The organism is Bradyrhizobium sp. SZCCHNS3052, from assembly GCF_032484495.1.
In the GTDB taxonomy this organism is placed as follows: domain Bacteria; phylum Pseudomonadota; class Alphaproteobacteria; order Rhizobiales; family Xanthobacteraceae; genus Bradyrhizobium.
Genome location: NZ_JAUETB010000003.1, coordinates 265,841 through 291,137, shown reverse-complemented (window position 1 = coordinate 291,137; position 25,297 = coordinate 265,841). Strand labels below are relative to the sequence as shown.

Here is a 25,297-nt window from a genome sequence, read left to right as displayed (position 1 = left end):
GCGGCGCGTTCACCGCTCGAGCCCGAGCCGCTTCATCTTCCGGTGCAGGGTGGCGCGCGACATGTCGAGCTCCTTCGCCGCCTTCGAGACGTTGCCGCCGGCGCGCGCCAGCGCGCGCTTCAGAACAGCACGCTCGGCGGCGTCGATGTCGTCGCCCTCGGTGGTTGCGTCCTTGATCAGGTCGCCGGCTGGCACCGGGCGCGCCAGCGCGGACGAAGAAAGGTTGAGCGCACGGCGCGCCGCCCGTGTGGCACCGATGACGAGGTCGTTGCGATCGACTGCCAGCAGCGAGTTGATCTCGCGCTCGCTGTCCGGCGTGAGCACGATGCGGGCGTGCGGAAAGGCCTGGCGGAAATTCTCCGCCTCGATCAGGCGCGCGGCATCCGCGACGGTGGTCGCGATCAGCCGGCTGAAGCCTTCGGTCAGATCGGCACGACAGGAGGAGACGTCGAGCGCGGCCTTGAGCTGACCGTGCTCGTCGAAGATCGGCGCCGTGGTGCAGAACAGGCGCGCGTTGCGCGACAGGTAGTGCTGATCTCGGTCGATGGTCAGCGGCCGCTTCTCGACCAGGCAGGTGCCGATGGCGTTGGTGCCCTCGTGCCGCTCGCTCCACACCGCGCCGGTCCACAGGCCCCAGGATTCGAAGGTGGCGTCGTCCCCGCGGGCGCCGCGGCGCTCGAGCACGGTGCCGTCGGCATCGGCGAGCAGCACCGAGCAGCCGACGCCCCCAACCGCCAGGAACAGCCGGTCGAGGCTCGCCTGCGCGATCGCGAGCAGCCGCCCGAGCCGCGCGCGCGCGTCCGCGATTTCGGCGGCAGTCAGGCGAGCCGGCAGCTTCGGCGTGGCGGGATCGAGCGCATGGAGATGGCCGGAGCGGCGCCATGATGCCGCGAGCGCCGAGACCGCCGGCGCGCCTCTGTCGGCTCTGCTGTCTGCGTCAGCCTTCGCATCCCCCTTGGCCAAGGCCTCCAGGACGCGATCCGAATGGGCATTCCCGGGCGAACGCCCCATGTCCCTCCTCCCGGCTCTGCCCGCGTTAGCGCGGCTTATTGCTAGACTAGCGCAACTACAGCACCGCGGTTTGACCGGCGTCAAGGAACGCCGACCAGGCTGCAATCCTTCGCTCGCCGCCGGGGCCGCGACCGATGCCTCACTTTCCCCGGACGACTACGGGGGTGTCGCAACACTGCGACACTCCCTCGCCCGAACTGGTCCGTGCGCCCTGAAATGGAGCCGGTGCCTTAAAGCGCATTAATCCTCAGTCCGGATGGTTCCCGCACGCGCTTCGCACCGACGAACGTCATTGCCCGGTGTCGCGAGGCAACCATGAGAGGGAAACATGCGCCTATCCTTTGCGGCAATACGCTCCATCCAGACCAAGATCGCCTTGATCGCCGGCTTCTGCCTGGCGCTCACCTGCGTCATCCTGATCGGCTACGGTCTGTTCTCGACGCAGAGCATGAACCAGTACGTCAACCACGAGGTGATGCAGCTGGTCGATCGCCAGACCAAGGAGAGCCTGATGAACCGGGCCTCCACCGAGGCCAACGTCATCAAGGCCGAGCTGGAGGTCGGGTTCGACGCCGCGCGCACGCTGGCGCAGTCCTTTGCGGTGTTGGCTGACGCCAAGAACGGGACCGCCACGAGCGCCCGCCGCGCGCAGCTCAACGCCGTGCTGCGGCACGTGCTGGAGCTCAATCCCGCCTTCAACGGCACCTATTCGGCCTGGGAGCCCGACGGGCTGGACGGCAACGATGCGGCCTTCAAGGCCAACAAGGAAATGGGCTCCGACCACACCGGCCGCTTCCTCCCCTATTGGACGCGAAGCGCCGGCGGCGCAATCGCCGTGCAGCCGCTGGTCGAATACGACAGCAGCGAGCGCCATCAGAATGGCCTCGTGAAGGGCGCCTGGTACATCAACCCGAGCACCACCGGGAGGGAGAACATCCTAGGACCGCTGCCCTACATCGTCCAGGGCAAGCCGGTGTTCCTGGCCACGATGTCCGTTCCCGTCATGATTGACGGCAAATTCCGCGGTCTCGCCGGCGCCGACTACAATCTCGACTTCGTGCAGAAGCTGGCGGTCAAGATCAACACCTCGCTGTTCGACGGCAAGGGCAAGGTCGTGATCCTCAACGACACCGGCCTCGTCGTCGCCGACAGCGCCGACCAGAACGTCATCGGCAAATCCGCCGCCGAGGCCGACTCGCGCTGGGCCGACAGCGCCGCCATCGTTCGAACCGGCAAGGGCACCGTTCTCGACGAGCCCAACAATCCCAACGTCGACATCTACGCCCCGATCACATTCGGTCTCACCGACACGCCCTGGTCGGTCGTGATCTCCGTCCCGCGCGACGTCGTTCTCGCCTCCGCACGGCAGCTCGACGCCTCGCTCAGCGGCCGCTCGACCAACAACACGCTGTGGCAGCTCGGGGTCGGAACGGTGATCACGGCGCTTGCGATCTTCCTCATCTGGGTGGCGGCACGGGGCATTGCCCGTCCGATCCAGGATTGCGCCGTGTTTGCCAATGGCATCGCCAAAGGCGACTTCAACCAGACCCTCACCATCGAGCAGGCGGACGAGGTCGGAGCCCTCGCCACCTCCCTGAAAGCCATGCAGGGCGACCTGAAGCAGAGCATCGCGCAGCGCGCCGAGGACCAGGCCGCCGCCGACGCCCAGCGTCGCCACGCGATGAGCCAGATGGCGGATCAGTTCGAGGCGTCCGTCGGCGGCATCGTCGAAACCGTGTCGGCTGCCTCGAGCACGCTGGAGACGTCGGCCGGCTCGTTGAGCGCCACCGCGGAGCGGGCGCAGACGCTGGCTACGACGGTCGCCGCGGCATCGGAGCAGGCGTCCACCAACGTGCAGTCGGTGGCGTCCGCGACCGAGGAGATGGCCTCCTCGGTGACCGAGATCAGCCGCCAGGTGCAGCAGTCCGCGCGCATGGCCAACGAGGCCGTCACGCAGGCACGCTCCACCACGGGGCGGGTCGGCGAGCTGTCGAAGGCGGCCGCGCGGATCGGCGACGTCGTCGAGCTCATCAACAGCATCGCCGGCCAGACCAACCTGCTCGCCCTCAACGCCACCATCGAGGCGGCACGGGCGGGCGACGCCGGACGCGGCTTTGCCGTGGTCGCCACCGAGGTCAAGGCGCTTGCCGAGCAGACCGCGAAGGCGACCGGCGACATCGGCCAGCAGATCGCGGGCATCCAGACCGCCACCCAGGAGTCCGTCGGCGCGATCCGCGAGATCAGCGAGACCATCGAACGTCTGTCGGAGATCTCGGCCACCATCGCCGCCGCAGTCGAGCAACAGGGCGCGGCGACGCAGGAGATCTCGCGCAACGTCCAGCAGGCGGCCCAGGGCACGCAGCAGGTCTCCTCGAACATCACGGATGTGCAGCGCGGCGCAAGCAGCACCGGGACCGCGTCCTCCGAGGTGCTGTCGGCCGCAAAGCTGCTGTCGCGTGACAGTGGCCGCCTGAGGGACGAGGTCGGCAAGTTCCTGAGCTCGGTCCGCGCGAGCTGAGCGCCGGCCGACCAAAACCGAAAAGGCCGCCTGGATGAGCCAGGCGGCCTCGTCGTGTTGGATGCAATGCGTCTGCTGCTGATCTCAGCGGCCGCCGCGCGACAGCATCTCGAAGCGGTAGTTGACACCGACCATCGCCGTGTGGAGCTGGGTCTTCTGGCTGACGACGTTCGGCCCTCCGGTGATCGCGGCGGCGCCCGGCAGCGTGCCGGTCACGGTGCCGAAATCGGCGTAATCATATTCCGCGAAGGCCGACCAGTTGCGGGCGAACATCCACTCGACGCCGGCGCCGACCGTCCATCCGCTGCGGTTGAACGCCACGCTCGCCGACTGCCCGGTGGCGGTGTTGACGACCGAAACGTTGGTCCGTGTCCACGCCGCACCACCGCGCACGTAGGCCAGGATCTCAGGTGTCACGAGATAGCCGGCACGCACCGTGGCCGTGTAGAGGTTGCTCGTCCGCGTGTTCATCGTCAGCGCCGGCCCGAGCGGGCTCGACGCGTTGATGATGCCGATATCGGCCATGGCCTGGATGCCGACCACGAAGCGGTCCATCTGATAATCGCAGCCGAGCTGCAGGCCGCCGATGACGTCGCTGCCATTGCTCGAGATGGCGGTCGGAATCTGCACGGCAGCGACGGGCAGCGGCGCCACGTTGCCGCCGCCTGCCACCGGCGGCTGGTTCTGCGGCGGCGGGTTGCCATTGTTGCCCTGCGGCGGCGGGTTCGGCTGGCCGCCGCCATTGTTCGGCGGCGGATTCTTCGGCGGCCAGGGCTTGTCCGGATGATACGGCCATCCGCCATGATGGTAGTTGCCGCCCTGCTGCTGCCAATGATCCTTGTCGGGCTGCTTGTCGCCATAGCCGCCCTTGCCGTCATCATTGTCGCGCGGCTTGCCGCCCCAGCCATAGCCGCCATGCTTGTCGTCGTCGCGTTGATCCGGCTTCAGCCAGGCGTAGCTGTCACGCTCGCTCTTCAGCGGCTGCTTCGACCAGCCGAAACCGAGTGGCTTGTCGTATCCGTCGTCCTTCTTCCCACCCCATCCGGAAGCCGGCTTGTCGTGATCGTCCTGCCGATCACGGTGCAGCCAAGCCGATCTGTCGGAGTAGCCGTTTGAATGCAGCTGCGACCAGCCGCTCGACTTGTCATGGTCGTCGTCGTGATGCTTGTCGAACCAGCCGCCACCATATTTGACGTCGTTGTAGTTGTTGTCCTTGTTCTTGGATGGCGCCGACGGCCAGGACGACTTGTTGTCGCCGCCTTTCGATCCAACCTTTGGCCAGTCGTGATCCTTGTCGCCGTACGGCTTGCCGGGCTGCCACCAGCCCTTGTCGCCGCGCTCACAGATCGGGGGCTTTTGCGGCGGCTTATGCGGCGGCTTCCATCCGCCGTTATTCCCGCCGGGGTTGTTCGGCGGCGGCGGGTTCGGCGCAGGGTTTGCAACCACAGGCGGTTTGACCACAGGCGGGTTGTTCGCGTTGCCGACCGGCTGCTGCACGGGCTGAACGGGCGCGGCGGCGGCATTGGCGACCTGGCTCCACGTCTGCTGCTGGCGCGACCAGGCCATCCCGGCATTCGCGCCGGCATGGCAGCCACTCCACCTGTAGGCGAAGACGTCAGGCGGCGGGAGCGGGGGAGGCAGGGCGAGATCAGTCGCCCAGACCGATGTCGTACTTCCTGCGAAAGTAGATAGGCAAAGGCATACGCCAAATACGCGACGCATCGAACTCACAACTCCTGAACACGTGCCGCAACAAACGGCGGCCGCATCAGGAGGGTGAGATTGTGTCGCGAACTGAATTGAAAAATGTCATTCGGAAGGAATGCAGATCGGGCCCCCGACGCGATCGAGATTCGGCTTTGACTGTTGCACGCAAGATGCAGGATTCTGGCGAAAAGAAGCAGCGCGCGACACGATTGCGACAAACGGCGCGATGCGCGATGCCGTCGCGGCTCATGAGTTCATTCGTAGACGAACGTGCGCACCGAACTCACTGGAGGCGCAGCGCGCGGCCCCGCGCTCGACGGCATGCTTCCTGATCGCGCGCACCTCGCGATCGTCGTCCTTCACATCTACTACACGCCTCGATTGCATCACATCGAGCGGGGCGGCACATCGGCTGCACGGTCGCCATCGTCTTCGACGCGCCGACGCTCGGCGGTCCATGCGTGTCGACAACCCCTGCTCTTGGTTTCGCCGTTATCGCGCAGCTTGTGCGACGTCATCGATCGGGAGAGAAAGCGGCGGACGCCGCCGCAATCGCACCGAATGAGGCGTGGCTTCGTCAACGTTGCGGCAACTCATCGGGGGCGCGTGCCGCGAAGCATCCATAATTGCGGCCGGTTGTGTCGTGCTCACTCGCCGGGCTCGAAGGCCCCGCAGAGGGTGTCGATCCGATCCTGCACTCCGAAGAGATGCACCCATTTCCGCTCGTTCTGGATTGCGATGAGGATGGAACGAAGCTAGGTCACGGCCGATCGCGTCCGGAAATACGGATTTGAGCTCGCCGCCAAATCGTCCGGTCATCAGCACAAGCGCCGCCTGCGGCGCGCAGCATCATGGCGGGGCTCGCCTCGGCCATGACGACAGACTGAGGCCCGTCAGGCGGATCAGCGCAGCGTGATCCGCCGCACCGCGCGGTGCGCACGGCACATGGCGTGTCATGCCACCATCATCACGGATTGCGCCGGGAGAACGAGATGGCATAGGCGCCGTTGCGGATGTCGATCATCGGATCGTCGGAGGCCTCGATGCCGTCGGTGAGCTGGCCCGGCAGGAACAGCAGCTTCTTCTGCGCGGCGTCACTGTCTTCGACCGCCTTGTCGATCGTCAGCACGCCGAGCTCGACCAGCTTGCGATCGTCAGGCCACGGCTTTGCCGGATCCTTGGTGTCGTCGCCGGCCGCGGCGAGCTGCGCCTTGAAGCGGAACGTCACCGGCCCCTGCTTCAGCCGCGCCGGCAGCTCGGCCATCAGGAAGTCCGGCGCGCGTTTCGCCGCGTCCTCCTGGTCGATATGCACGACCTTCTCCGGCAGCATCTGCCAGCGCACCGCCTGCTTCTCGCCGGCCCTGTTGACGAGGACGAAGGCGTTGACGCCGAAATAGGCCTCGTCGGCAAGACTGTCCGGCGTCGCGATGGTGCCGAGCGCCGCCGGCACCGAGGGATGGCTGGCGACGAACTGCTCGAGCCTGGTCGGCTTGGCCGCGTTCGGTCCAGAGTCCGCGATCGCCAGGAACAGATCGCGCAGCTCCGCACCGGTCGAGACGGGGAAGAATTTCAGCGAGTTGATCACGAGGTCCATGTCGCTGCCGTCGGCGAGATGAAACTTCACCGCCATGCCGTGCGGATTGGCGTCGCCGGATCCGTCCGGCAGGTTCGGCACGCCGGTGGAGTCCGAGAACCGCACCGTCACCGGAATCTCGCCGCCGCTGAACAGCGACGCCTTGCTCAAGGTCGTCGCCTCGGTCGACGGCTTGAACTTGCCCTCGACCACGACGCCCTTGGCGTGATTGGCGCGAAAGCCGGCGTGCACGCCGAACACCTTGTTCATCGCGTTGACGAGTTGCTCCTCGACCGGCGGTTCCTGCGCGAGGGCAGCGGCGGGCAGCGCGAGAGCAATCCCGGCCAGCGCGGCAACGAGTGTGCGTATCGTCATGAGCGGCGTCCTCCTGTATGAGCGATGCAGCATAGCAGCATGAATTGACGCGTGAGCGATTTTCGAGCGCGGCCGATTGGGCGCCGATCACAGCGGCATGATCCACCTTGCGGTCTGACAGGAGCCATCACGCCCCATCACCGCTCCTTGCGGCGAGATGGCGAATGTCTCTATTGTAGCCGCACGTGCCCGGTCTGCCTCCCTCCGCCCTGCGGTGCGGATCCGGGGATCGTGCCCCCTCCGACCCTGACGCCGGACGGCGCGCCCACGACGGAGTTTCGACTGTGTCCGCACCGGAAAGCTTCCCCATCGACAAGATCCACATCCCCGACAAGAAGCGCAAGGCGCTGAAGCAGGACGCGGTCGACGCGCTGGCCGAAAGCATTTTGGAGGTCGGCCAGCGCGAGCCGATCCTCGTCCGCCGCGACAAGGACCATTTTGTCCTGGTCGAAGGTCTGCACCGCCTCGAAGCCTGCAAGGCCCTCGGCGAAAGCGCCATCATGGGTCTGCTGATCTCCGCCGAGGAAGCCCGCCAGCGCGAGCTGCCACCGCCGCCCGTCGATCCGGAGCGCGAGAAGATGGAGCGGCTGCGCAAGCTGCGGCTGGAGAAGGAGGAAGCGGAGAAGCTCACAACGGCGCCGAGGGGCGTCTCTGGCGCCCATGCCGCGACGCGCCCGCGCGGGCCGACGGAGACGACGAACCGGAGCAACAGGACTGCCACCGCGAAGCCATCGCGCCCCGGACAAGGATCGTCGCCCCGGACCTTGTCGGATTGGATCAAGCAACAAGAGCGCAGCGGCGGGCGATACTGACGGTTTCAACGCGCGAGTTCCTCCCCGGCCACGGTCTGATTGAGCGGCAGTCCGTCTGGCGGGTCAGCGCAGCGTGATCCCCGGCAGCCTCTCCGATGCGCCTTGCGCAGCGGGTATTTCACGATTGCGCCGATGCGAGGTCTGTCGCTCGGCCAGGGGCTTATCGCGGCCGCCAAGGCCGATACGATTTCGATCGCGTCTTGGCAGGTTGGAATGCACGGCGTCACACTTGCCATTTCCACGGCCTCCGACACGTGCTCGGCACGCGACTGGAGGTCTACGGCTCGTGAAGGTCAGCAGCCCGGAGTTCCGTGCTCCTGGGTTCCTTCCCACCCGGCGAACTGGTGGCTTCTGACTCGGGGCTCGAAGGAGAAGAAGTAGCGACCTCCGCGGCCGATCGAGGCCCGTTTGGTATTGAGCTGCGGATTGTCTCACGCCCCCCGCTATACCGACAGTGCCAGAGATAGTCCGCCATGCGCCGAGGAATTGGGTTGGCAAACCGGATGGGGGCCCTTCTCGGCCCCGAACGGGTACGGATGCGGCGCGTGGAACCCCTGCTTCGACGAGACATTCTTTTCTCGTCCGTTGAATCACCGCCGCTGCCCCGCGCTCGTCGGCCATGAATCTTGGAGCGTTGACTTGACCTCATTTGAGCAGAGGCCGCTCGGCCCGATCATCATCCTCGTGGCAGCCGCCGCCGGCACGCTGCTCGGCCTCTACGACTACCTAGCTCCTTTGACCGGGGTCACTGGCGCCCCGGGCGCGTTGCTCGTCATCGGATCCAGTCTGGCACTCGTCGTCGACGCCTTCGTCCTGTGGTTTGGTCGAAGCGGGTGGCTCTTCTGGGTGTTCTGGTCCCTCGGGCTGCTCGGCGCGCTCGGCACAATAACCGCCGCCTGCTTTCTGCATGCGTGGTGGCTGGCGGCGGCCACGGTCGTCGCACTCGTCGGATTGATTGTGACGCTTGCCGCCCCACCCCAGCCAAGAAGAGCCGTGGCATGAGAATCCGTTCATTCTGCCGTAGCGCCCCATTTGCGGCGCTCACGCTGCGGTCATGGTCGCGCTGCCGCCGGCGATTGCACAGAACGACACTGCTCATCCGGCTGCCACCCCCGGAAGCATTCCAGGCCCAGAGCAGCATGGGCCTTCGAGCACTGACTCGGAGCAGCCCCACAGCAATGCCGGTCGCGCATCGTCAGCACCGGGCAACGAGCAATCGGGAGCTGCCGACGCAGGCGCTCAGCTGCCGTCCGGCAGCTTGCCCACGCCGAAGCCGATCCCGCTCGTCCCGACCCATGCCGTCTGGAATACGTTTCACGGTCAGCTCAATGCCCAGAAGTACTCTCCCCTGACCCAGATCACAGCCGACAATGTCCGATCGCTGGTAAAGGTGTGGGAGTATCACACCGGCGACGTTTCGGATGGGTCGGGCAAGCTGCCGACCAGCGTCTGGTCCGCCACGCCGATCTTTGCCAATGACACGCTCTACATCGGCACGCCGTTCTATCGCGTTGTTGCGCTGGAGCCCGCGACCGGAAAGGTCAAATGGACCTTCGACTCCAAATCGACGCTCAAGGCCTTGACCCAGCCGGCGCTGAAGAACCGCGGGGTCGCCTATTGGGAGGCAGCGAATCCCGTCGCGGGCCAGCCGTGCCAGAAGATCGTCTATCTCGGCACCATGGACGCGCAGCTCTTTGCCATGGACGCGGATACTGGCAAGCTCTGTCGTGATTTCGCGAACGGCGGCGTCCTCAACGTCGATCAGTGGAACGACGTGAACAACAAATATCCGCTTTCGTTGCTTCAGCCGCCGACGGTCGCGGGCAATCACGTGATCCTGGGCTGGGCCGGCAAGGACTGGGCCTATGCTGAAGCACCGCCCGGCACCGTATTCTCGCTCGATCCGCAAACGGGCAAGCGACAATGGTCCTTCGCTACGCTGCCGCCGAAGATCGCGTCCCGCACCGGCACCGCCAATGTGTGGACGGGCATGTCGGTCGACGAGGGACTTGGATTGGTCTATCTCCCGGTCTCCAGCCCCTCCCCGAACTACTGGGGCGGCAACCGCACCGAGCCGATCCCGTTGGCCACATCGACAACGGCCCTCAACCTCGAAACCGGCGAGGTCGTTTGGTCTCGCCAGTGGGTGCACCATGACATCTGGGACTACGACATCAACTCCGCGCCGACGTTGATGGACATCACCGTCGATGGGAAGCAGATCCCAGCGCTGATGCAGGCAACCAAGATGGGGTTCCTCTTCGTCGTCGACCGACGCACTGGCAAGGACGTCTGGCCGATCGAGGAGCGCAAGGTGCCTGGTGGCGACGGCTCGATCCAGGGCGAAATCTACGCGCCGACGCAGCCGTTTCCGATCAGGCCGGCGCCGCTGCTCGACCAGTCGAAGAAGCCTCCCATCTGGTGGGTCGCCGACGCCCTCGGGCTCGGCCAATGCTCGAGGCTCTGGAAGAGCCTCAATTACGCCGGCATGTACTCGCCGCCGACTCACAAGGACAGCGGCGTGCTCGCCTATCCCGACTCGGCCGGCGGCGTGCAATGGGGCGGCGTAGCCTTCGATCCGCGCGGCAAGACCGCGATCGTCAACTTCTCGCACGTGGTGCAATCCATCAAGCTCTACCCCCGGAAAGAATATGAGCAGCGCGCAGCCGGCTCGGGCAACGAGCAAGGCTTCTATCCTCAAGAGGGTGCGCCATACGGCATGTCACTCGACAACGCGCTGAACTGGCTCGGCATGCCCTGCTGGAAGCCGCCATTCGGCGAGATCGCCGCCATCGACATGACCACCGGTGACATCAAATGGCGCCGTCCCATCGGCGCCTCCCAGAAGTGGGGCTTCTACATGCCGGAGTCGATGGGATCGGTGACGATCGGCGGCCCGGCGGTTACGGCCGGAGGCGTGATCTTCATCGGAGCCTCGATGGACGCCAAGGTGCGGGCCTACGCGCTGGCCGACGGCAAGGAGCTCTGGTCCGACATCGTCCAGGCCCCCGCGGTCGCCAATCCCGCCGTCTATGAGTACAAGGGCCGCGAATACGTCGCCTTCATCGCGGGCGGCAACACGATCCTCAAGGACCAGGTCGGCGATCAGGTCGCCGTCTACGCTCTACCGTAGTGCGGCGGTGCTCGCCAGCTGGCTTGCGCTGAACCGTAGCGGAATGGCTTCCGTGCCTACGCCGCGGCGATACAGCTGCCGTCGCATTCGCTGCGCAGATGGCGCGGCCGACTGGACCGCGGCGAGGTCGCGATCGCCGGCGGGCGCATCCTCATCCCTCCGCCCGCCCACCGTTAGGACGTCTTTAGGCGAGGTCCGCCTTCATCAGGTCGCGCAGCGCTTTCGGTATGGGCTGCGCCCTGCCGCCGCTGACGAACGCAACTCTCACGTCGGCCTTGACGAGCACCTCCTCGCCGCGCCTGACCTCCTGCGCCAGCGTGATCGACGCGCCCTTCACCGCCACGGGCCAGGTGACGACGTCGAGCACGTCGTCCATACGGGCCGGCCGCAGGAAGTCGAGCGTCATCGAGCGCACCACGAAGGCGAAGCCCGGGGCCTCGCTTGCCGCCTCCGCGAACAGCGCGTGCTGCTCGGCGCCCATCAGCCGCAGATGATTGGTGCGGCCGCGCTCCATGAAGCGGAGGTAGTTGGCGTGATAGACGATTCCGGAGAAATCCGTGTCCTCGTAGTAGACCCGCACCTGCATGTGGTGGCGGCCGTCGCGGATCGCGCCGTCGAGATGTCGTTGGGTCAAGGGAAGCCCTCGATAGCCGGAAATGGCGATCGTTTCGCCCAGTTCAACGGCCAGCGCAAGAGCAGGCGAGCACGAGCCGGCTAGGACGTCACCTCGACGGGTTCCCTGCCGACGTTGACCAGCACGATCTCCGGCGGCATGCCGATCCGGACTGGCATGATGCTGCAGCCGAGGCCGCCGGAGACGATCACGTCGCATTGGGTGCGGATGTGGCCGTAGGCCAGATTGACGCCATTACGCGCGGGAACGGCCGGCGACCAGCCGAGCACGCGGATCTGGCCGCCATGCGTATGCCCGGACAGTTGCAGCGACACCCGCGCGGGCACGCGGAGCGCGACGTCGGGCTCGTGCGCCAGCAGAATTACCGGGGCGCTGTCCGTCACCTTGCGCAGCGTCCCTGCGAGATCATCGATGCCGATCCGCGGCATCGGCCGGAAGCGCCGCGCTGGCATGTAGGCCAACTGATCGCCAAGGCCGGCAAGCCAGAAGGCATGGCCATTCTTGGTGAGACGCACGACGTCGTTCTCGTAGACGGGAATGCCGGCGGCCTCGAGCGCCTTCTGGGCATACGGCGCGCCGCGGCCGTCACGCTGCACGGTTCGATCATCCCAATAATCATGATTGCCCAGGATGGCGTGCACGCCCAACGGCGCCCTCAGGCCACCGAGCACCGGCGCCCAGGCATCGGCGTCGATGCGTCCGATGTGATGACGATGACCGGCGACGTAGTCGCCGAGCAGAACGATCAGATCCGGCTGAAGCGCGTTGGTTCGCTGCACGATCCCGTCGATATGAGCGAGCGACATCCAGGGATCGCAGGCATGGATGTCGGCGATGGCCGCGATCTTCAGTCTTAGCCCAGCCGGCCAGTTGCGTGGATGGATGTGATAGTCGGTGACGCCCAAGCGGAGCGGCTCGACGCCGACGCCGTAGGTCGCGGTCGAAAAACCGGTGGCGGCGAGACCGCCTGAGAATGACAGAAAGCGACGGCGTGACAGCATCGATAAACTCCTCGCAGCGGCTCCCTTCTCCCTGATCATTGCAACCGATTTCGGGTGCGTCTGTGCAGATTGTCAGCAGTTTCGTTAATCATCGTCCTCGCTGCCGAACAGACCGAACTGGCCGGGATCGCGGTTCGAAGGCTCGGCCAGGCCAAGATGCCTGAACGCGTGCGACGTCAGCAGCCGGCCGCGCGGCGTACGCTGCAGATAGCCGCATTGGATCAGATACGGCTCGATGATGTCCTCGATGGCATCGCGCGGCTCCGACAGCGCTGCCGCCATGGTCTCGACGCCGACCGGCCCGCCGCCGTAGTTCAGCGCGATGGTCGAGAGATAGCGCCGGTCCATCGCGTCCAGCCCGGCGGCATCCACTTCGAGCGCGCTCAGCGCGTGATCGGCAATGGCACGATCGATCGCACTGGCGTTGGCCGCCGACGCGAAGTCGCGCACGCGGCGCAGCAGGCGGCCGGCGATCCGTGGCGTGCCGCGGGCGCGCCGCGCGATCTCGTTGGCGCCGTCGGCGGTCATGCCGACCCCGAGCACGCGGGCACCGCGCGTGACGATGCCTTCGAGCTCCTCCACCGTGTAGAAGTTCAGTCGGATCGGAATGCCGAACCGGTCACGCAACGGATTGGTCAGCAGGCCTGCGCGCGTCGTCGCGCCGACCAGCGTGAACTTCGACAGGTCGATCTTGACCGAGCGGGCCGCGGGGCCTTCGCCGATGATGAGATCGAGCTGGAAATCCTCCATCGCCGGATAAAGGACCTCCTCGACCGCCGGGCTGAGACGATGGATCTCGTCGATGAACAGCACGTCGCGCTCTTCGAGATTGGTCAGCAGCGCGGCGAGATCGCCGGCCTTGGCGATGACCGGGCCCGAGGTGGCGCGGAAGCCGACGCCGAGCTCACGCGCCACGATCTGCGCCAGCGTCGTCTTGCCAAGTCCGGGCGGACCGACGAACAGCACATGGTCGAGCGCCTCGCCGCGCTTGCGCGCCGCCTCGATGAAGATCGAGAGGTTGGCGCGCGCCTGCTGCTGCCCGACGAACTCCGACAGCTGCTGCGGACGCAGCGCGGTGTCGCCGACATCGTCGGAGCGCCGCTCCGGACTGACCATGCGCGCCGGCGGCTTCATTCGTTGCCGCGCCTGTATTTGTTCGGCAGCAATTCGCCGATGGTCACCGCCGCAGGCCCCTTGCCGTTCGACGGCACGATGACGCGCGCCTTGGCATCATAGTCGTGGATCAGCTCGCGGCAGGTGCCGCAGGGCGAGACCACGGCGACCTCGCCGGGCTCGCCGGGCTTGGGATGGCGCACGGCAACGATGGTCTCGATGCCGTGGTCGCCAAACTCGGTGATGGCGCGGCCGATCGCGATGGCCTCGGCGCAGACAGCGTTGCGGCCGAGATAGGCATCGATGTTGACGCCAGTGATGATGCGGCCGTCGCGCGTGCGCATGGCGGCGCCGACCTCCTGCCAATCGTTGCGATAGCGGCTCTTGACCGCTGATGCGGCCGCCTCGATCAGCTCCTTGTCCTTCTTGCTCACCATGGGGGAAACGGATGTCCTTCTGCTCGCCCGGCCGGGCGACGATAGCCTATTTCGCCAGCTCCTTGAGGCCGAGGCGAATGAGTTGCGCGGTCTCGGCCTTGTCGCCGGCCGCGCGTGACGCGGCGGCAATGGCGGCAGCCGCCTGCGGCTGGCCATAGCCGAGATTGATGAGCGCGGAGATCGCGTCCGCGATCGGCTGCGGCGCGCGGGATTCTTCGATGGCGCCGGACAGCCTGACGACACCGGGATCGACATCGGCAAAAGCCGGCGCCTTGTCCTTCAGCTCCGTGACGATGCGCTCGGCGACCTTGGGGCCGACGCCCGGCGTGCGCGCCACCGCGGCCTTGTCGCGCAGCGCGATGGCGTTGGCGAGATCGGACGGCGGCAAGGTGCCCAGCACGGCGAGGGCGACCTTGGCGCCGACGCCCTGCACCGTCTGCAAAAGGCGAAACCATTCCCGTTCGACATCCGAGCGAAAACCGAACAGCTTGATCTGGTCCTCGCGCACATAGGTCTCGATCGACAATGTGGCGGCTTCACCGGGCGACGGCAAGGCCTGCAGCGTGCGCGCCGAGCAGTGCACCTGGTAGCCGACGCCGCCGACGTCGAGGATGACGAAATCCTCCGCGTAGGAATCGATCAGCCCCTTCAGCTTGCCGATCATAGCCCGGCCACCTTCATGCGCGGCGCCTGGCCCTGGCGGTGATGGGCGTGGGTGATGGCGATGGCGAGCGCGTCCGCCGCGTCGGCCGACGGCGGCTCGGCCTTCGGCAGCAGGATCTTCAGCATCACCGCGATCTGGCCCTTGTCGGCATGACCGGCGCCGACCACGGTCTTCTTGACCTGGTTGGGGGCGTATTCGGCGACCGAAATTCCGAACATCGCCGGCGCCAGCATGGCGATGCCGCGGGCCTGGCCGAGCTTCAGGGTGGCGACGCCGTCCTTGTTGACGAATGTCTGCTCGACCGCAGCTTCCATCGGCGCGAACCGGCCGAGTACCGCCGAGAGCCCCTCATGGATCGCCAGCAGCCGGCTCGCCAGCGGCAGATCATCGGGCGGCTCGACCGAGCCGCAACCGACATAGATCAGCCGGTTGCCCTCGCTCTCGATCACGCCCCAACCGGTGCGGCGGAGGCCGGGATCGATCCCGATGATGCGGATTGCTGCGCGAATCGGCTGGGCTTTCATGGATTAGAGATAGCCTCGCGCCGCACCGATGGAAACATAAACGGAACACACGAACGACGTGGTTGAGCGTCCGTCAACCGCCCATCTTCGCCATCAGGGCGTCCGAGATCTCGAAATTGGCGTAGACGTTCTGAACGTCGTCGTGTTCGTTCAGGAGGTCCATCAGCTTCAGCAGCTTCTCGCCGGTCTCGTCGTCGACCGCGACCGTGTTCTGCGGCTTCCAGGTCAGCGCCGCCTTGCGCGGCTCGCCGAACTTGGCTTCGAGGTTCTTGGCGACTTCATGGAAACTGTCCGGCGAGGCATAGACCTCGTGGCCGCCCTCGCCCGAGATCACGTCGTCGGCGCCGGCCTCGATCGCGGCGTCCAGCACGGCATCGTCGGAAGCGACGCCGCGGTCGAATTCGATGATGCCGACGCGGTCGAACATGAACGAGACAGAGCCGGTCTCGCCGAGGTTGCCGCCTGATTTGGTGAAGAAGGAGCGGATGTCGGACGCGGCGCGGTTGCGGTTGTCGGTCAGCGCCTCGACGATGACGGCGACGCCGCCCGGGCCGTAGCCCTCGTAGCGGATCTCGGCATAGTTGTCGCCCTCGCCGCCGAGTGCCTTCTTGATGGCCCGCTCGATGTTGTCCTTGGGCATGTTCTCGGCCCGGGCGGCGACCACGGCGGCGCGCAGCCGCGGGTTCATCGCCGGGTCGGGCGTGCCGAGCTTGGCGGCGACGGTAATTTCGCGCGCCAGCTTGCCGAACAGCTTGGACTTCATCGCATCCTGCCGGCCCTTGCGATGCATGATGTTCTTGAATTGGGAATGGCCGGCCATGCGAGGTCTCTTGCAATCGTAGGGGATCAGGTGGGGAAGCGCGGCCTTATAGGCCGGGAATCGTCAAAATCAAAGATTTGAGGTGGTTTCAGGGTGGCTGCCCCCTCCTCGGAGAGCCAGTTGGCTGCCCCGCACCATAAGCCAAATGTTAACCATGGCTTCACAGTCAAGTGCAACGATGCCGCCCCTCTGCACCTTTTCACCCGCACCGGGGCCTACCCCATGGCGTTTGGTTTCTTTGCAAGACGAGCCTCTGCGCCCGAGCCGGTGGCCGAACCGAAGCCGGTAGCCGCGCCGGAGCCGCTGGCGTCGTCGGATGCCGATTCGGCCAAGGCCATCCTCGACCTGCTGGAGCTGGAACTCGGCGGCATGATTCGCCAGCTGGAGCGCGCCGCCGATGCGGTCGCCAGCGGCGCCGAGGCGACGGCGGGGACGCTGACGGACATTCGCCAGCGCGCCGATGCGCTGAGCGGACGCAGCAGCACCGCGCAAGGAACGGCGGCGACGTTCGCCCACGCCGCAGAGAAGGTGACCCAATCCGCCCACGGTATCCGTGCCCAGGTCCAGGACGCCGGCCAGCTCGCCGACCAGGCCAGCGCCGCCGCCTCGGAAGCCCGGGCCAACGTCGACCGCCTGCGCGAATCCTCGGCGGCGATCGGCAACGTCGTCAACCTGATCTCCCAGATCGCGCGCCAGACCACCTTGCTCGCGCTCAACTCGACCATCGAGGCCGCCCGCGCCGGCGAGGCCGGCCGCGGCTTTGCCGTAGTGGCCACCGAGGTCAAGGCGCTTGCCGTCCAGACCCAGAACGCGACCGAGGAGATCACCCGCAAGATCGAGGCACTGCAGAAGGACGCCGCCGGCTCGGCCGACGCCGTCCACCGCATCGCCCAGGCGATCGAGGCGATCCGCCCCGTCTTCACCAACGTCAACGGCGCCGTCGCCGAGCAGAACCAGACCACCGGCGAGATGTCGAACAATGCGGCCCAGGCCTCGCAGTTCATATCCTCGGTGGTCGACAGCGCCGCCGACATCAGCAGCGCCACCCAGCAGGCCGAGAGCTATGGCGAGCGCGTCACGAACGCCGGCCGCGCCGTGACGATGTACGCCCAGAAGCTGAAGGCGCGCTGCGCCGTGCTGCTGCGGCAGGGCGATCGGCCCGTGCGCAGCGGCAGCGAGCGTCTGCCCTGCCACCTCAAGCTCGAGATCAAGTCGGGCGCACGCACGATCGGTGCGCCGGTCTATGAGATTTCCAACGACGGCCTTCTGATCACCGGCCCGGATGCGAGCCGCCTGCCCGTGAACGAGCGTCTCGACGCCGTGCTGGAGGACGTCGGTCCGTGCCGCCTGCGCGTCACCGAGCAGGTCAAGGCCGGCGCCCAGGCGCGGTTCGATGCGCCAAGCGCCGAGCTGCGCGAGAAGATCGAGGACAAGCTCTGGGCGCTGCACGAGGAGAACAACGAGTTCGTCACCCGCGCCATGGAAGCCGGCACCGAGCTGAACCGGATGTTCGAGAGCGCCGTTGCGCGCGGCGAGATCACGCTCGAGGACATGTTCGATACCAACTATGTCGAGATCCCCGGCACCAATCCGCAGCAGCACCGCAGCCGGATCCTCGACTGGGCCGAGCGCGTGCTGCCGTCGTTCCAGGAGGCCTTCCTCGCCAAGGACCAGCGCATGGCGTTCTGCGTGGCGATCGACCGCAACGGCTATCTGCCGGTGCACAACCGGATCTATTCGCATCCGCAGCGGCCGGGCGACACGGCCTTCAACACCGCCAACAGCCGCAACCGCCGCATCTTCAACGATCCGGCCGGGCTCGCGGCAGGCCGCAGCCAGCGGCCCTATCTGATCCAGAGCTACGCGCGCGACATGGGCAACGGCAACACCGTCATGATGCGCGAAATCGACGTGCCGATCCGGGTTCGCGGCCGGCACTGGGGCGGCTTCCGCACCGCCTACAAATTGTGAGCCAAGCCGTGATTTTCTGATCCTTTCAAGCCCGGGAGTCTGGACATGTCGGTCGCGCAACGCGCCATTCTGGAAAGTCACGACGCGCGCACCGGCGCCGAACGGCTGATGGACGAGATCGCCGACCGCATCGGCGGTCTCGGCGTCGAGCTCGCCGATGTCGCCGGCAACGTCCAGGAGGTCGCCAACCGCGTCAGCTACCAGTCGCAGCGGTTCGGGCATCTCCAGGCCACCGCCAAGACCATGGTCGCGGCCAATCACGACATCGCCACCGCCTCGCAGGCGGTGCAATCGGCCACGACCGCCGCGGTCGGCGACATCGCCCAGTCGCGCAACGTGGTCGACACCGCGGTGCGGCACATCGCCGAATTGGTCGAGTCCGTCGAGCGCATCGAGCAGCGGCTCGGCTCGGTCGGCGATGCGCTGTCGCAGGTCGCCAAGGTCTCGGTCGCGATCGAGGCGATCGCCAAGCAGACCAACCTGCTGGCGCTGAACGCAACCATCGAGGCGGCCCGTGCCGGCAGCGCCGGCCGGGGCTTCGCTGTCGTCGCAAGCGAGGTGAAGTCGCTCGCCGAGGCGACGCGGCAGGCCACCCAGGAGATCGGCGATACCCTGCGCGGGCTCGACTCGCAGGTGAAGAGCCTGCTCGGCGAGAGCGGCCAGGCCTCCTCCCGCGCCAAGACCGCGGGTGAAGGCGCCCAGCAGATCGGCGGCATCATCGTCCGCGTCCAGGACGGCTTCACCAGCGTCGGCCAGGAGATCGACGGCGTGGCGAAGGCCGCGACCTCCAACCTCGCGCATTGCGACGCCGTGATCAGCGAGCTCAACGAGCTCGCCAAGGGCGTCGACCAGTCCTCGGTCGAGCTCAAACAGGCCGACAGCCGGATCGCCAAGCTGCTCGATCATTCCGAGGCGCTGATCGGGCTGATCGCCGAGAGCGGCGTACAGACCGCGGACGCGCCGCTGATCAAGACCGTCGTCGACACCGCCCGGCAGATCTCGGCGACCTTCGAAACGGCGATCGACCGCGGCGAGATCACGCTCGCCGACCTGATGGACGAGAGCTATCGCGAGATCCCCGGCACCAATCCCAAGCAGTACATGACGCGCTACGTCGAATTCACCGACCGCGTCCTGCCGGCGATCCAGGACCCGATCCAGGGCAGCGATCCGCGCATCGTGTTCTGCGTCGCCTGGGCGCGCGGCGGCTACCTGCCGACGCACAATCCGAACTACCGCAAGCCGCAGGGGCCCGATCCGGTCTGGAACAACGCCAACTGCCGCAACCGCCGGCTGTTCGAGGACCGCGCGGTGAAGAAGGTCGCCGCCGCCAGCAACAAGCCGTTTCTGCTGCAGACCTACCGCCGCGACATGGGCGGCGGGCAGTTCGTGCTGATGAAGGACCTCTCGGCGCCGATCTTCATCAAGGGCCGGCATTGGGGCGCGTTCCGGATGGGTTTTCGGCTCAAGGCCTGATCCAGGCTCTCATCCTCCCCAGAACGAAGGCTTCGCCGGCGACAGCCGGCCGCCGATGCGCACCGGCGCGATCTTGATCGCAAGCCCGGTGCCGTTGTCGGTCTCGACCGCCACGCCGCTCAACGTCGCCTCGCCGGAGGCCGGCTCGAAGCGCGCCGACGGGATGCCCGACTGGAAGCGGCGCAGCGGCTCGTCCTTCTGCATGCCGATGATGGAGTCGTAATCGCCGGTCATGCCGGCATCGGTCATGTAGGCGGTGCCGCCGGGCAGGATCTGGTGATCGGCCGTTGGCACATGCGTATGGGTGCCGACGACGAGGCTGGCGCGGCCGTCGCAGAAATAGCCCAGGCCCTGCTTCTCGCTGGAGGCCTCGCAATGCACGTCGACCACGATCGCATCCGCCGCCTCGCGCAGCGGGCAGGCGCCGAGCTCGCGGCCGACAGCCGCGAACGGGTCGTCGAACGGCGTCATGAACACGCGCCCGAGCACGTTGACCACCAGCGCGCGGGCGCCGTTCTTGGCGTCGACCAGCGCCGCGCCACGGCCGGGCGTGCCCGCCGGATAATTCGCAGGGCGCACCAGGCGCGGTGCGCGCTCGATGAACACCAGCGCCTCGCGCTGGTCCCAGGAGTGGTTGCCGAGCGTGACCGCGTCGGCGCCGGCATCGACCAGCTCCTGATAGATCGCCTCGGTGATGCCGAACCCGCCGGCCGCGTTCTCGCCATTGACGATGACGAGATCGAGCGCCCAATCGCGGATCAAGCCTGGCAGGTGGTCCGAGACGGCGCTGCGGCCGGCCCGGCCGACGACGTCGCCGACGAAGAGAATTCGCAACTCAATTGCTCCGGAAATCCAAGGTCTCGCGCTCGGTTAGCACATAATCCAGCGCCGCGTCGTGGGCCAAGGCCGGGATCGCCTCGGTTTCCTGCACGGCAAAGCCGAGGCCGACGCCGATGAGGTGATGCGATTTACGCAAGTGCGAGAAGGTGTAGTCGTAGTAGCCGCCGCCGTAACCGATGCGATGGCCGGTGCGGTCGAAGGCGGCGAGCGGGACCAGCATCACGTCCGGCACCAGCTCGGCCGCAACGGGCGACGGCTCGGGGATACCGAGCGAGCCCAATGTCAGCCGATCACCCGGCGACCACGCCCGGAAGGAGAGCGAATGGCCGCGCGCCAGGATGACCGGCAGTGCCAGCCGCGCGCCCTTCGCCGCCAGCACGCGCATCAGCGGCACCGGATCGAGCTCGTTGCGAATCGGCGCATAGCCGGAGACCACCTGGCCCGGCTCCAGCGCGAAGGGGTGCCCGCGCGCCGCGATGGCCTGCGCGGCGGCGCTGCGCGCCTCGTCGCTCAGCGCGTCGCGCGCGGCGAGGGCTGCAGCCCGCAGCTGCTGCTTGGTGTGCTGGACGGCCTTCATCGGCATGCGGCGGGATCTCCGTCAAGAGCTCGCGGACGCGGGCACTCCAACGTTCTCAGAAACGCAGCAGATCGGCAATCAAGGGGACAGAACAGAGGGAGAGAGACAAGCGCGAAGCCGCAATCGCCGTTGAAACGCTCGATCCCGGAGTTCCCTACGAAAGTAGGTGGGCACCATATGTCCAGGTCCACGGACCTGGCCAGGGACAGTTCCCTAAAGGATCGATAAGGCCCCGGGGATATGTTGGTTCCGGACGCGCGTCGCAGCCTCGCTGACGCAATGTAACCATGGCGGGGTGATTTTGCCAGCGGTGGAAGCGGATTGACGCGCGCTGCCGTTGTCCAACCTCGGCGTCGTCGCCCGGCTTGACCGGGCGCCCCCGTACGCCGAGGCAGCAGTGGTTGAGCCGACAGGCCGCGGCGTACCGGATCGCCCGCTTTTCGCGGGCGATGACAGTTGTCGGGTGGTAGGAGCCGGGCCGAACACGGCAGAGCAGATCAGAATAGGCATGGCATCGCGTCCTCGTGGCGCTCGGCGTCCGAGTTGTTCATTTGGCTCGCCCTCTCGACACAGAGGGCACAGGGAAGGCCGGGCGTCGGCTGACGCCCGTGGCCCGCCTGCGTAAAAAATGCAGGCGGCAGGTACCACAGGTGCAGCCGGAAACACCCGGCCTTCCCTGCGCGACGGTTTGAACGGCTGCTTCGCGATCTCCCTGGTGCGCCGGGCTTGTTGGCCACCATGCGCGACAACGCGCTTGCGCGCGTTGCGCGGGACACCAGCATCGGGGTGTCAGGACCACGCGACTTGACCGTACGTGCATCGCCGTTCGTCCGCGCGATCAACTCACGCTGCGGCAATCCACGCCCATCGCATCCCACTGCCAACGCCTCGTGACGGTCGCGACACGCCCCTCATGCGGCAGCAGGACGAGCGGAAGCATCCGCCTGATTTGCCCGACACGGCAAGCCATGCGGCCTGCGACATCGTAACGCGACGGGCAGTTTACGCATGATCGACATGCGCGGTTTGCCCGTCGTGCAGTTTACGACGTGCATCTGCTCCCGTGCCGCCAGCTCAACATTCCGCCGTCGTCCCGGCCTCGCGCGCCCTTGCGCCGAGGCAATTCAGGATCTCTCCGCAGATGCAGCCTGGATTGCTTCGCCTCGCCACTGCGCTCGCAATGACGCCGTGGTGATGACGGCGCTCCCGCGGCAGCGCCGCGTCGGCAGCGCATAGTCTTGCCACGATTCAGGCTCATCGACTTGGAGCTGAGGTTGTGGCAGATCATGCCTACATCCCAATGCCCTGTATCGTACATTGGAGTCCTGGCATGCGCTTCGATCTCAAAACCGTCACGGCCGCCTGCGCGCTACTGATCGCGTCGGCTGCTGCGAGCCTCGCCGCCGACGTCAAGATTCATCGCGTCTCGATCCAGGTCGATCAGAACGATCCGGCGATCATGAATCTCGCGCTGAACAACGCCACCAACATCATGGAGACGTTCAAGGAGAAGGGCGAGGAGGTCGAGATCGAACTCGTCACCTATGGACCCGGGCTGAACATGCTGCGCGAGGATACCTCGCCGGTGAAGGACCGGCTCAAGCAGATCGCCGAGCTCAGCTTTCCCGCCAAGATCAAGTTCTCCGCCTGCAACATCACCAAGCGCGGCATGGAGAAACGCGAAGGACATCCGATTGCGATCGTCACCGAAGCGAGCCTGGTGCCATCGGGCGCCGTCAGGCTGATGGAACTGCAGGAGAGCGGCTGGAGCTACCTGAAACCTTAGGTAGTTTCTGCCCCAAAACTGCCAGCTTTAGGGCTCATTGAGATACGACCTTGGATTGAGCTGTGTCATCAGTCTGCTCGGGGGATGGCGAGCAGACGCGATCGGGGACTAGTCACATGCACAGAGTACTCGCCCGGCCGGCGCTGCTGGCGCTGGCAACGCTTTCGGCTGCCTTGCTCACCCCCGTCGGCGCGGTGCTTGCGCAAGGGCAGTCCGCCGCTCCGCTCTCGATCAAGCCTGCGCGCGCGTCGGAACGGCGGGCCGTCGAGCCTCGGGTCTCCGAGACCCGCGCGCCCGAGCCACGGAGCGCCTCGGACGAAGCCGCCATCAAGACGCGCATGAACCAATGGACCGTCGGCCTGGCCGCGGGCCTGCCCGACGGTGGCTTCGTGCGCTTCGCCAGCGAGATGGCGCGGACCATGGACGACGGCGACAACATGCGCCTGATCCCGATGGTGACGCGCGGCACCACCTCGAACATCGCCGACCTGCTCTATCTGCGCGGTGTCGACGTCGCGATCACCTATGCCGATGCATTCGACTTCTATGCCAGGCAGGCAGGCCTTTCCAACATCAACGACCGCATCCGCTACGTGCTGCGCTTCTTCATCTCCGACGTGCACATCTATGCGCGCGAGGAGTTCAAGTCGCTGCAGGACCTGAAGGGCCAGAAGGTCGCGGTGGGCACGGCGGGCGTGGCCGCCGCCCACACCGGCCCACTGATCTTCCGGCGCCTCGGCATCGACATCGAGCCGGTCGCGGTCGGTGGCCCCGTCGCACTGGAGAAGCTGCACAAGGGCGAGATCGCCGCGATGGTATATGTCGCCTCCAAGCCCGGCGAACTGTTCAGCGGCAAGAAGGCGGATCCTGGATTCCACTTCGTGCCGGTGCCGTACACGCAGCAATTCTCGGACTTCTACTATCCGACCAGCATCAAGGCCGACACCTATCCAGGGCTGGTCGCACCCGACACCGCCGTGGAAACCATCGCCGTGCCGTCGGTGCTGGCCGTCTACAACTGGAAGCCCGGCAGCGACCGCGCCGACCGCGTCAACCGCTTCGTCGACACGCTGTTCACCAACCTCGCGCGGCTGCAGCAGCCGCCGTTCCATCCGGGCTGGAAGGATCTCAATCTCGAGGCCCAGGTGCCGGGCTGGCAGCGCTATCCGTATGTCGACGCCGTGCTGGAGCGGATGAAGAAGGAGGCCAATGTCGGCCTGCCGCCCGCCGCGGCCGGCAGTCTCTCGCAGCAGGAGCGCTTCGATGCCTTTCTCGAATCGCAGGCCAAGGCGCCGACCTCGAAGGCGGAGAAGGAGGAGCTGTATCGCTCCTTCCTGGACTGGAGCCGCAAGCGGCAGAAGTGAGCAGGCGATGGGCTGATGACAGCGGGCGAGGTGGTGGGCTGTCGACCATAAGTTCATTTGCATTCTCGCCCTAACGCTGGCGTGTTGCGAGACGCTGAAAAATAGTGAGACGAGATATGGCGGCTCGGGCAGTCAGCTCTCTCTCCCTGTTCTCGCGGGGAGAGGGTTGGGGTGAGGGGCCGACGCACGGGGAGTGCACGTCGTGAGACCTGTACTCCCTCACCCGGATTGCATCTGACGATGCAATCCGACCTCTCCCCGCAAGCGGGGCGAGGTACACCGAGCAAGCCGCCAAAGCGATCTTCCGACCCGCGACGATCAGCTCAACAACAACGCCATCCCCGGATCCCCCTTGGCCATCGCGCGCTGATAGGCCGGGCGCGCAGCGATGCGGGCGAGATAGGCGCGGATGTTGGGGAAGGGTCCGAGATCGTAGGGCAGGAAGTAGCGCATGGTGGTAAGCGAGAACACGGTCATGATGTCGGCGGTGGTGAGCGCGTTTCCCGCGAGATAATCCACCTCGCCGCAACGCGCCTCGACCAGCGCGAAGGCACGGTCGAGCCTCGCCCTGATGGCGCCGAGAACCGGATTGTCGTCGGGCAGATGCAGCCGGTTGAGGATCATCAGTCGGCCCATCGCCGCCTGCAACGTACCGTTGGCGAAATGAAGCCAGTAGAGGAACGGCGCGAAGCTGGGATCATCAGGCCCAGGCCGCAAGCGGTCTTGGCCGTAGGTCGCGGTGACGTAGTCGACGATCGCGCCGGATTCGGCGAGCACGAGATCGCCATCGGTGATCACGGGCGCCGCGCCGATCGGATGCAGCGCCTTGTACTCGGGCGGCGCCAGCATCGTCCGGGCGTCGCGCGTGTAGCATTTCAGTTCGTACGGAATTTCCAGCTCCTCGCAGAGCCAGACGATACGTTCGGACTGCGACTTGCCGAGGTGATGAACCGTGAGCATG

General features: G+C 66.4%; 22 protein-coding genes and 1 other RNA gene. 9 read left to right on the top strand and 14 right to left on the bottom strand.

What is annotated here, in order from left to right; translation table 11 throughout:
- Positions 1–9: 9 nt before the first annotated feature.
- Positions 10–1,011 (bottom strand): helix-turn-helix domain-containing protein, encoded by a 1,002-nt coding sequence (locus QX073_RS12910; RefSeq protein ID WP_315713937.1) that lies wholly within the window; start codon positions 1,009–1,011, stop codon positions 10–12.
- A gap of 328 nt (positions 1,012–1,339) precedes the next feature.
- Here QX073_RS12910 and QX073_RS12905 point away from each other — a divergent pair, with 328 nt between their 5' ends.
- Positions 1,340–3,529, top strand: a complete 2,190-nt coding sequence (locus QX073_RS12905; protein ID WP_316201426.1) for a methyl-accepting chemotaxis protein — start codon at positions 1,340–1,342, stop codon at positions 3,527–3,529.
- A gap of 84 nt (positions 3,530–3,613) precedes the next feature.
- Here QX073_RS12905 and QX073_RS12900 read toward each other — a convergent pair whose 3' ends face one another.
- Together QX073_RS12900 and QX073_RS12895 are read right to left on the bottom strand one after the other, a co-directional pair.
- A complete protein-coding gene (locus tag QX073_RS12900; protein ID WP_315713935.1) occupies positions 3,614–5,095 on the bottom strand; it encodes an outer membrane protein in 1,482 nt (493 codons plus the stop codon).
- A 1,108-nt stretch (positions 5,096–6,203) separates the two neighbouring features.
- A complete protein-coding gene (locus QX073_RS12895; protein ID WP_316193533.1) occupies positions 6,204–7,184 on the bottom strand; it encodes a catalase family peroxidase in 981 nt (326 codons plus the stop codon).
- A gap of 284 nt (positions 7,185–7,468) precedes the next feature.
- On the opposite strand from QX073_RS12895, the gene QX073_RS12890 reads away from it, so the two are divergent.
- The 4 genes from QX073_RS12890 (at position 7,469) to QX073_RS12880 (ending at position 11,129) form a co-directional block, all read left to right on the top strand.
- Positions 7,469–7,996: a ParB N-terminal domain-containing protein gene (locus QX073_RS12890; RefSeq protein ID WP_316193532.1), complete on the top strand. Its 528-nt coding sequence runs from the start codon at positions 7,469–7,471 to the stop codon at positions 7,994–7,996.
- Positions 7,997–8,128: 132 nt separating this feature from the next.
- Positions 8,129–8,377, top strand: a complete 249-nt coding sequence (locus QX073_RS34410; protein WP_410052249.1) for a DUF4396 domain-containing protein — start codon at positions 8,129–8,131, stop codon at positions 8,375–8,377.
- A 258-nt stretch (positions 8,378–8,635) separates the two neighbouring features.
- Positions 8,636–8,998, top strand: coding sequence for a hypothetical protein (locus QX073_RS12885; protein WP_315752625.1), 363 nt, complete (start codon positions 8,636–8,638; stop codon positions 8,996–8,998).
- A 256-nt stretch (positions 8,999–9,254) separates the two neighbouring features.
- Positions 9,255–11,129: a pyrroloquinoline quinone-dependent dehydrogenase gene (locus QX073_RS12880; protein WP_315713929.1), complete on the top strand. Its 1,875-nt coding sequence runs from the start codon at positions 9,255–9,257 to the stop codon at positions 11,127–11,129.
- Between the two features lie 184 nt (positions 11,130–11,313).
- Here QX073_RS12880 and ybgC read toward each other — a convergent pair whose 3' ends face one another.
- From ybgC to QX073_RS12845, 7 genes are all read right to left on the bottom strand, one after another.
- A complete protein-coding gene (gene ybgC, locus QX073_RS12875; protein WP_316165763.1) occupies positions 11,314–11,763 on the bottom strand; it encodes a tol-pal system-associated acyl-CoA thioesterase in 450 nt (149 codons plus the stop codon).
- An 80-nt stretch (positions 11,764–11,843) separates the two neighbouring features.
- Entirely contained in the window at positions 11,844–12,764 is a 921-nt protein-coding gene (locus tag QX073_RS12870; RefSeq protein ID WP_316193531.1) for a metallophosphoesterase, read from the bottom strand.
- Positions 12,765–12,848: 84 nt separating this feature from the next.
- On the bottom strand, positions 12,849–13,898 hold the full coding sequence (gene ruvB / locus QX073_RS12865; protein WP_315713926.1) for a Holliday junction branch migration DNA helicase RuvB: 1,050 nt from the start codon (positions 13,896–13,898) through the stop codon (positions 12,849–12,851).
- The gene (locus QX073_RS12860) at positions 13,895–14,314 is read right to left on the bottom strand and encodes a cytidine deaminase (protein WP_315713925.1); all 420 of its coding nucleotides are present in this window, start codon (positions 14,312–14,314) and stop codon (positions 13,895–13,897) included. The genes ruvB and QX073_RS12860 overlap by 4 nt, the downstream gene beginning before the upstream one ends.
- Before the next feature lie 46 nt (positions 14,315–14,360).
- On the bottom strand, positions 14,361–14,978 hold the full coding sequence (gene ruvA / locus QX073_RS12855) for a Holliday junction branch migration protein RuvA (RefSeq protein WP_316193530.1): 618 nt from the start codon (positions 14,976–14,978) through the stop codon (positions 14,361–14,363).
- Entirely contained in the window at positions 14,975–15,502 is a 528-nt protein-coding gene (ruvC, locus tag QX073_RS12850) for a crossover junction endodeoxyribonuclease RuvC (RefSeq protein WP_316193529.1), read from the bottom strand. The genes ruvA and ruvC overlap by 4 nt, the downstream gene beginning before the upstream one ends.
- Positions 15,503–15,575: 73 nt before the next feature.
- Positions 15,576–16,322: a YebC/PmpR family DNA-binding transcriptional regulator gene (locus QX073_RS12845; RefSeq protein ID WP_316201434.1), complete on the bottom strand. Its 747-nt coding sequence runs from the start codon at positions 16,320–16,322 to the stop codon at positions 15,576–15,578.
- Between the two features lie 222 nt (positions 16,323–16,544).
- Here QX073_RS12845 and QX073_RS12840 point away from each other — a divergent pair, with 222 nt between their 5' ends.
- Positions 16,545–18,293, top strand: coding sequence for a methyl-accepting chemotaxis protein (locus QX073_RS12840; protein WP_316225849.1), 1,749 nt, complete (start codon positions 16,545–16,547; stop codon positions 18,291–18,293).
- Between the two features lie 45 nt (positions 18,294–18,338).
- Positions 18,339–19,769 (top strand): methyl-accepting chemotaxis protein, encoded by a 1,431-nt coding sequence (locus tag QX073_RS12835; protein WP_315713921.1) that lies wholly within the window; start codon positions 18,339–18,341, stop codon positions 19,767–19,769.
- Between the two features lie 9 nt (positions 19,770–19,778).
- Here QX073_RS12835 and QX073_RS12830 read toward each other — a convergent pair whose 3' ends face one another.
- From QX073_RS12830 to ssrS, 3 genes are all read right to left on the bottom strand, one after another.
- Positions 19,779–20,603 carry a TIGR00282 family metallophosphoesterase gene (locus QX073_RS12830; protein WP_315713920.1) on the bottom strand — a complete coding sequence of 275 codons (825 nt, stop codon included), beginning with the start codon at positions 20,601–20,603 and terminating at the stop codon, positions 19,779–19,781.
- 1 nt (position 20,604) lies between these two features.
- On the bottom strand, positions 20,605–21,186 hold the full coding sequence (locus tag QX073_RS12825; RefSeq protein WP_316225958.1) for a 5-formyltetrahydrofolate cyclo-ligase: 582 nt from the start codon (positions 21,184–21,186) through the stop codon (positions 20,605–20,607).
- Between the two features lie 110 nt (positions 21,187–21,296).
- Positions 21,297–21,458: non-coding RNA, 6S RNA (gene ssrS, locus QX073_RS12820), on the bottom strand.
- 1,058 nt (positions 21,459–22,516) lie between these two features.
- On the opposite strand from ssrS, the gene QX073_RS12815 reads away from it, so the two are divergent.
- Positions 22,517–22,972 (top strand): DsrE family protein, encoded by a 456-nt coding sequence (locus tag QX073_RS12815; RefSeq protein ID WP_315826031.1) that lies wholly within the window; start codon positions 22,517–22,519, stop codon positions 22,970–22,972.
- A 116-nt stretch (positions 22,973–23,088) separates the two neighbouring features.
- Complete coding sequence (locus tag QX073_RS12810) at positions 23,089–24,336, top strand: TAXI family TRAP transporter solute-binding subunit (protein WP_315713918.1); 1,248 nt, start codon at positions 23,089–23,091, stop codon at positions 24,334–24,336.
- A 318-nt stretch (positions 24,337–24,654) separates the two neighbouring features.
- On the opposite strand, the gene QX073_RS12805 is transcribed toward QX073_RS12810, so the two are convergent.
- A complete protein-coding gene (locus QX073_RS12805; RefSeq protein WP_316193527.1) occupies positions 24,655–25,296 on the bottom strand; it encodes a glutathione S-transferase family protein in 642 nt (213 codons plus the stop codon).
- Position 25,297 lies beyond the last annotated feature (1 nt).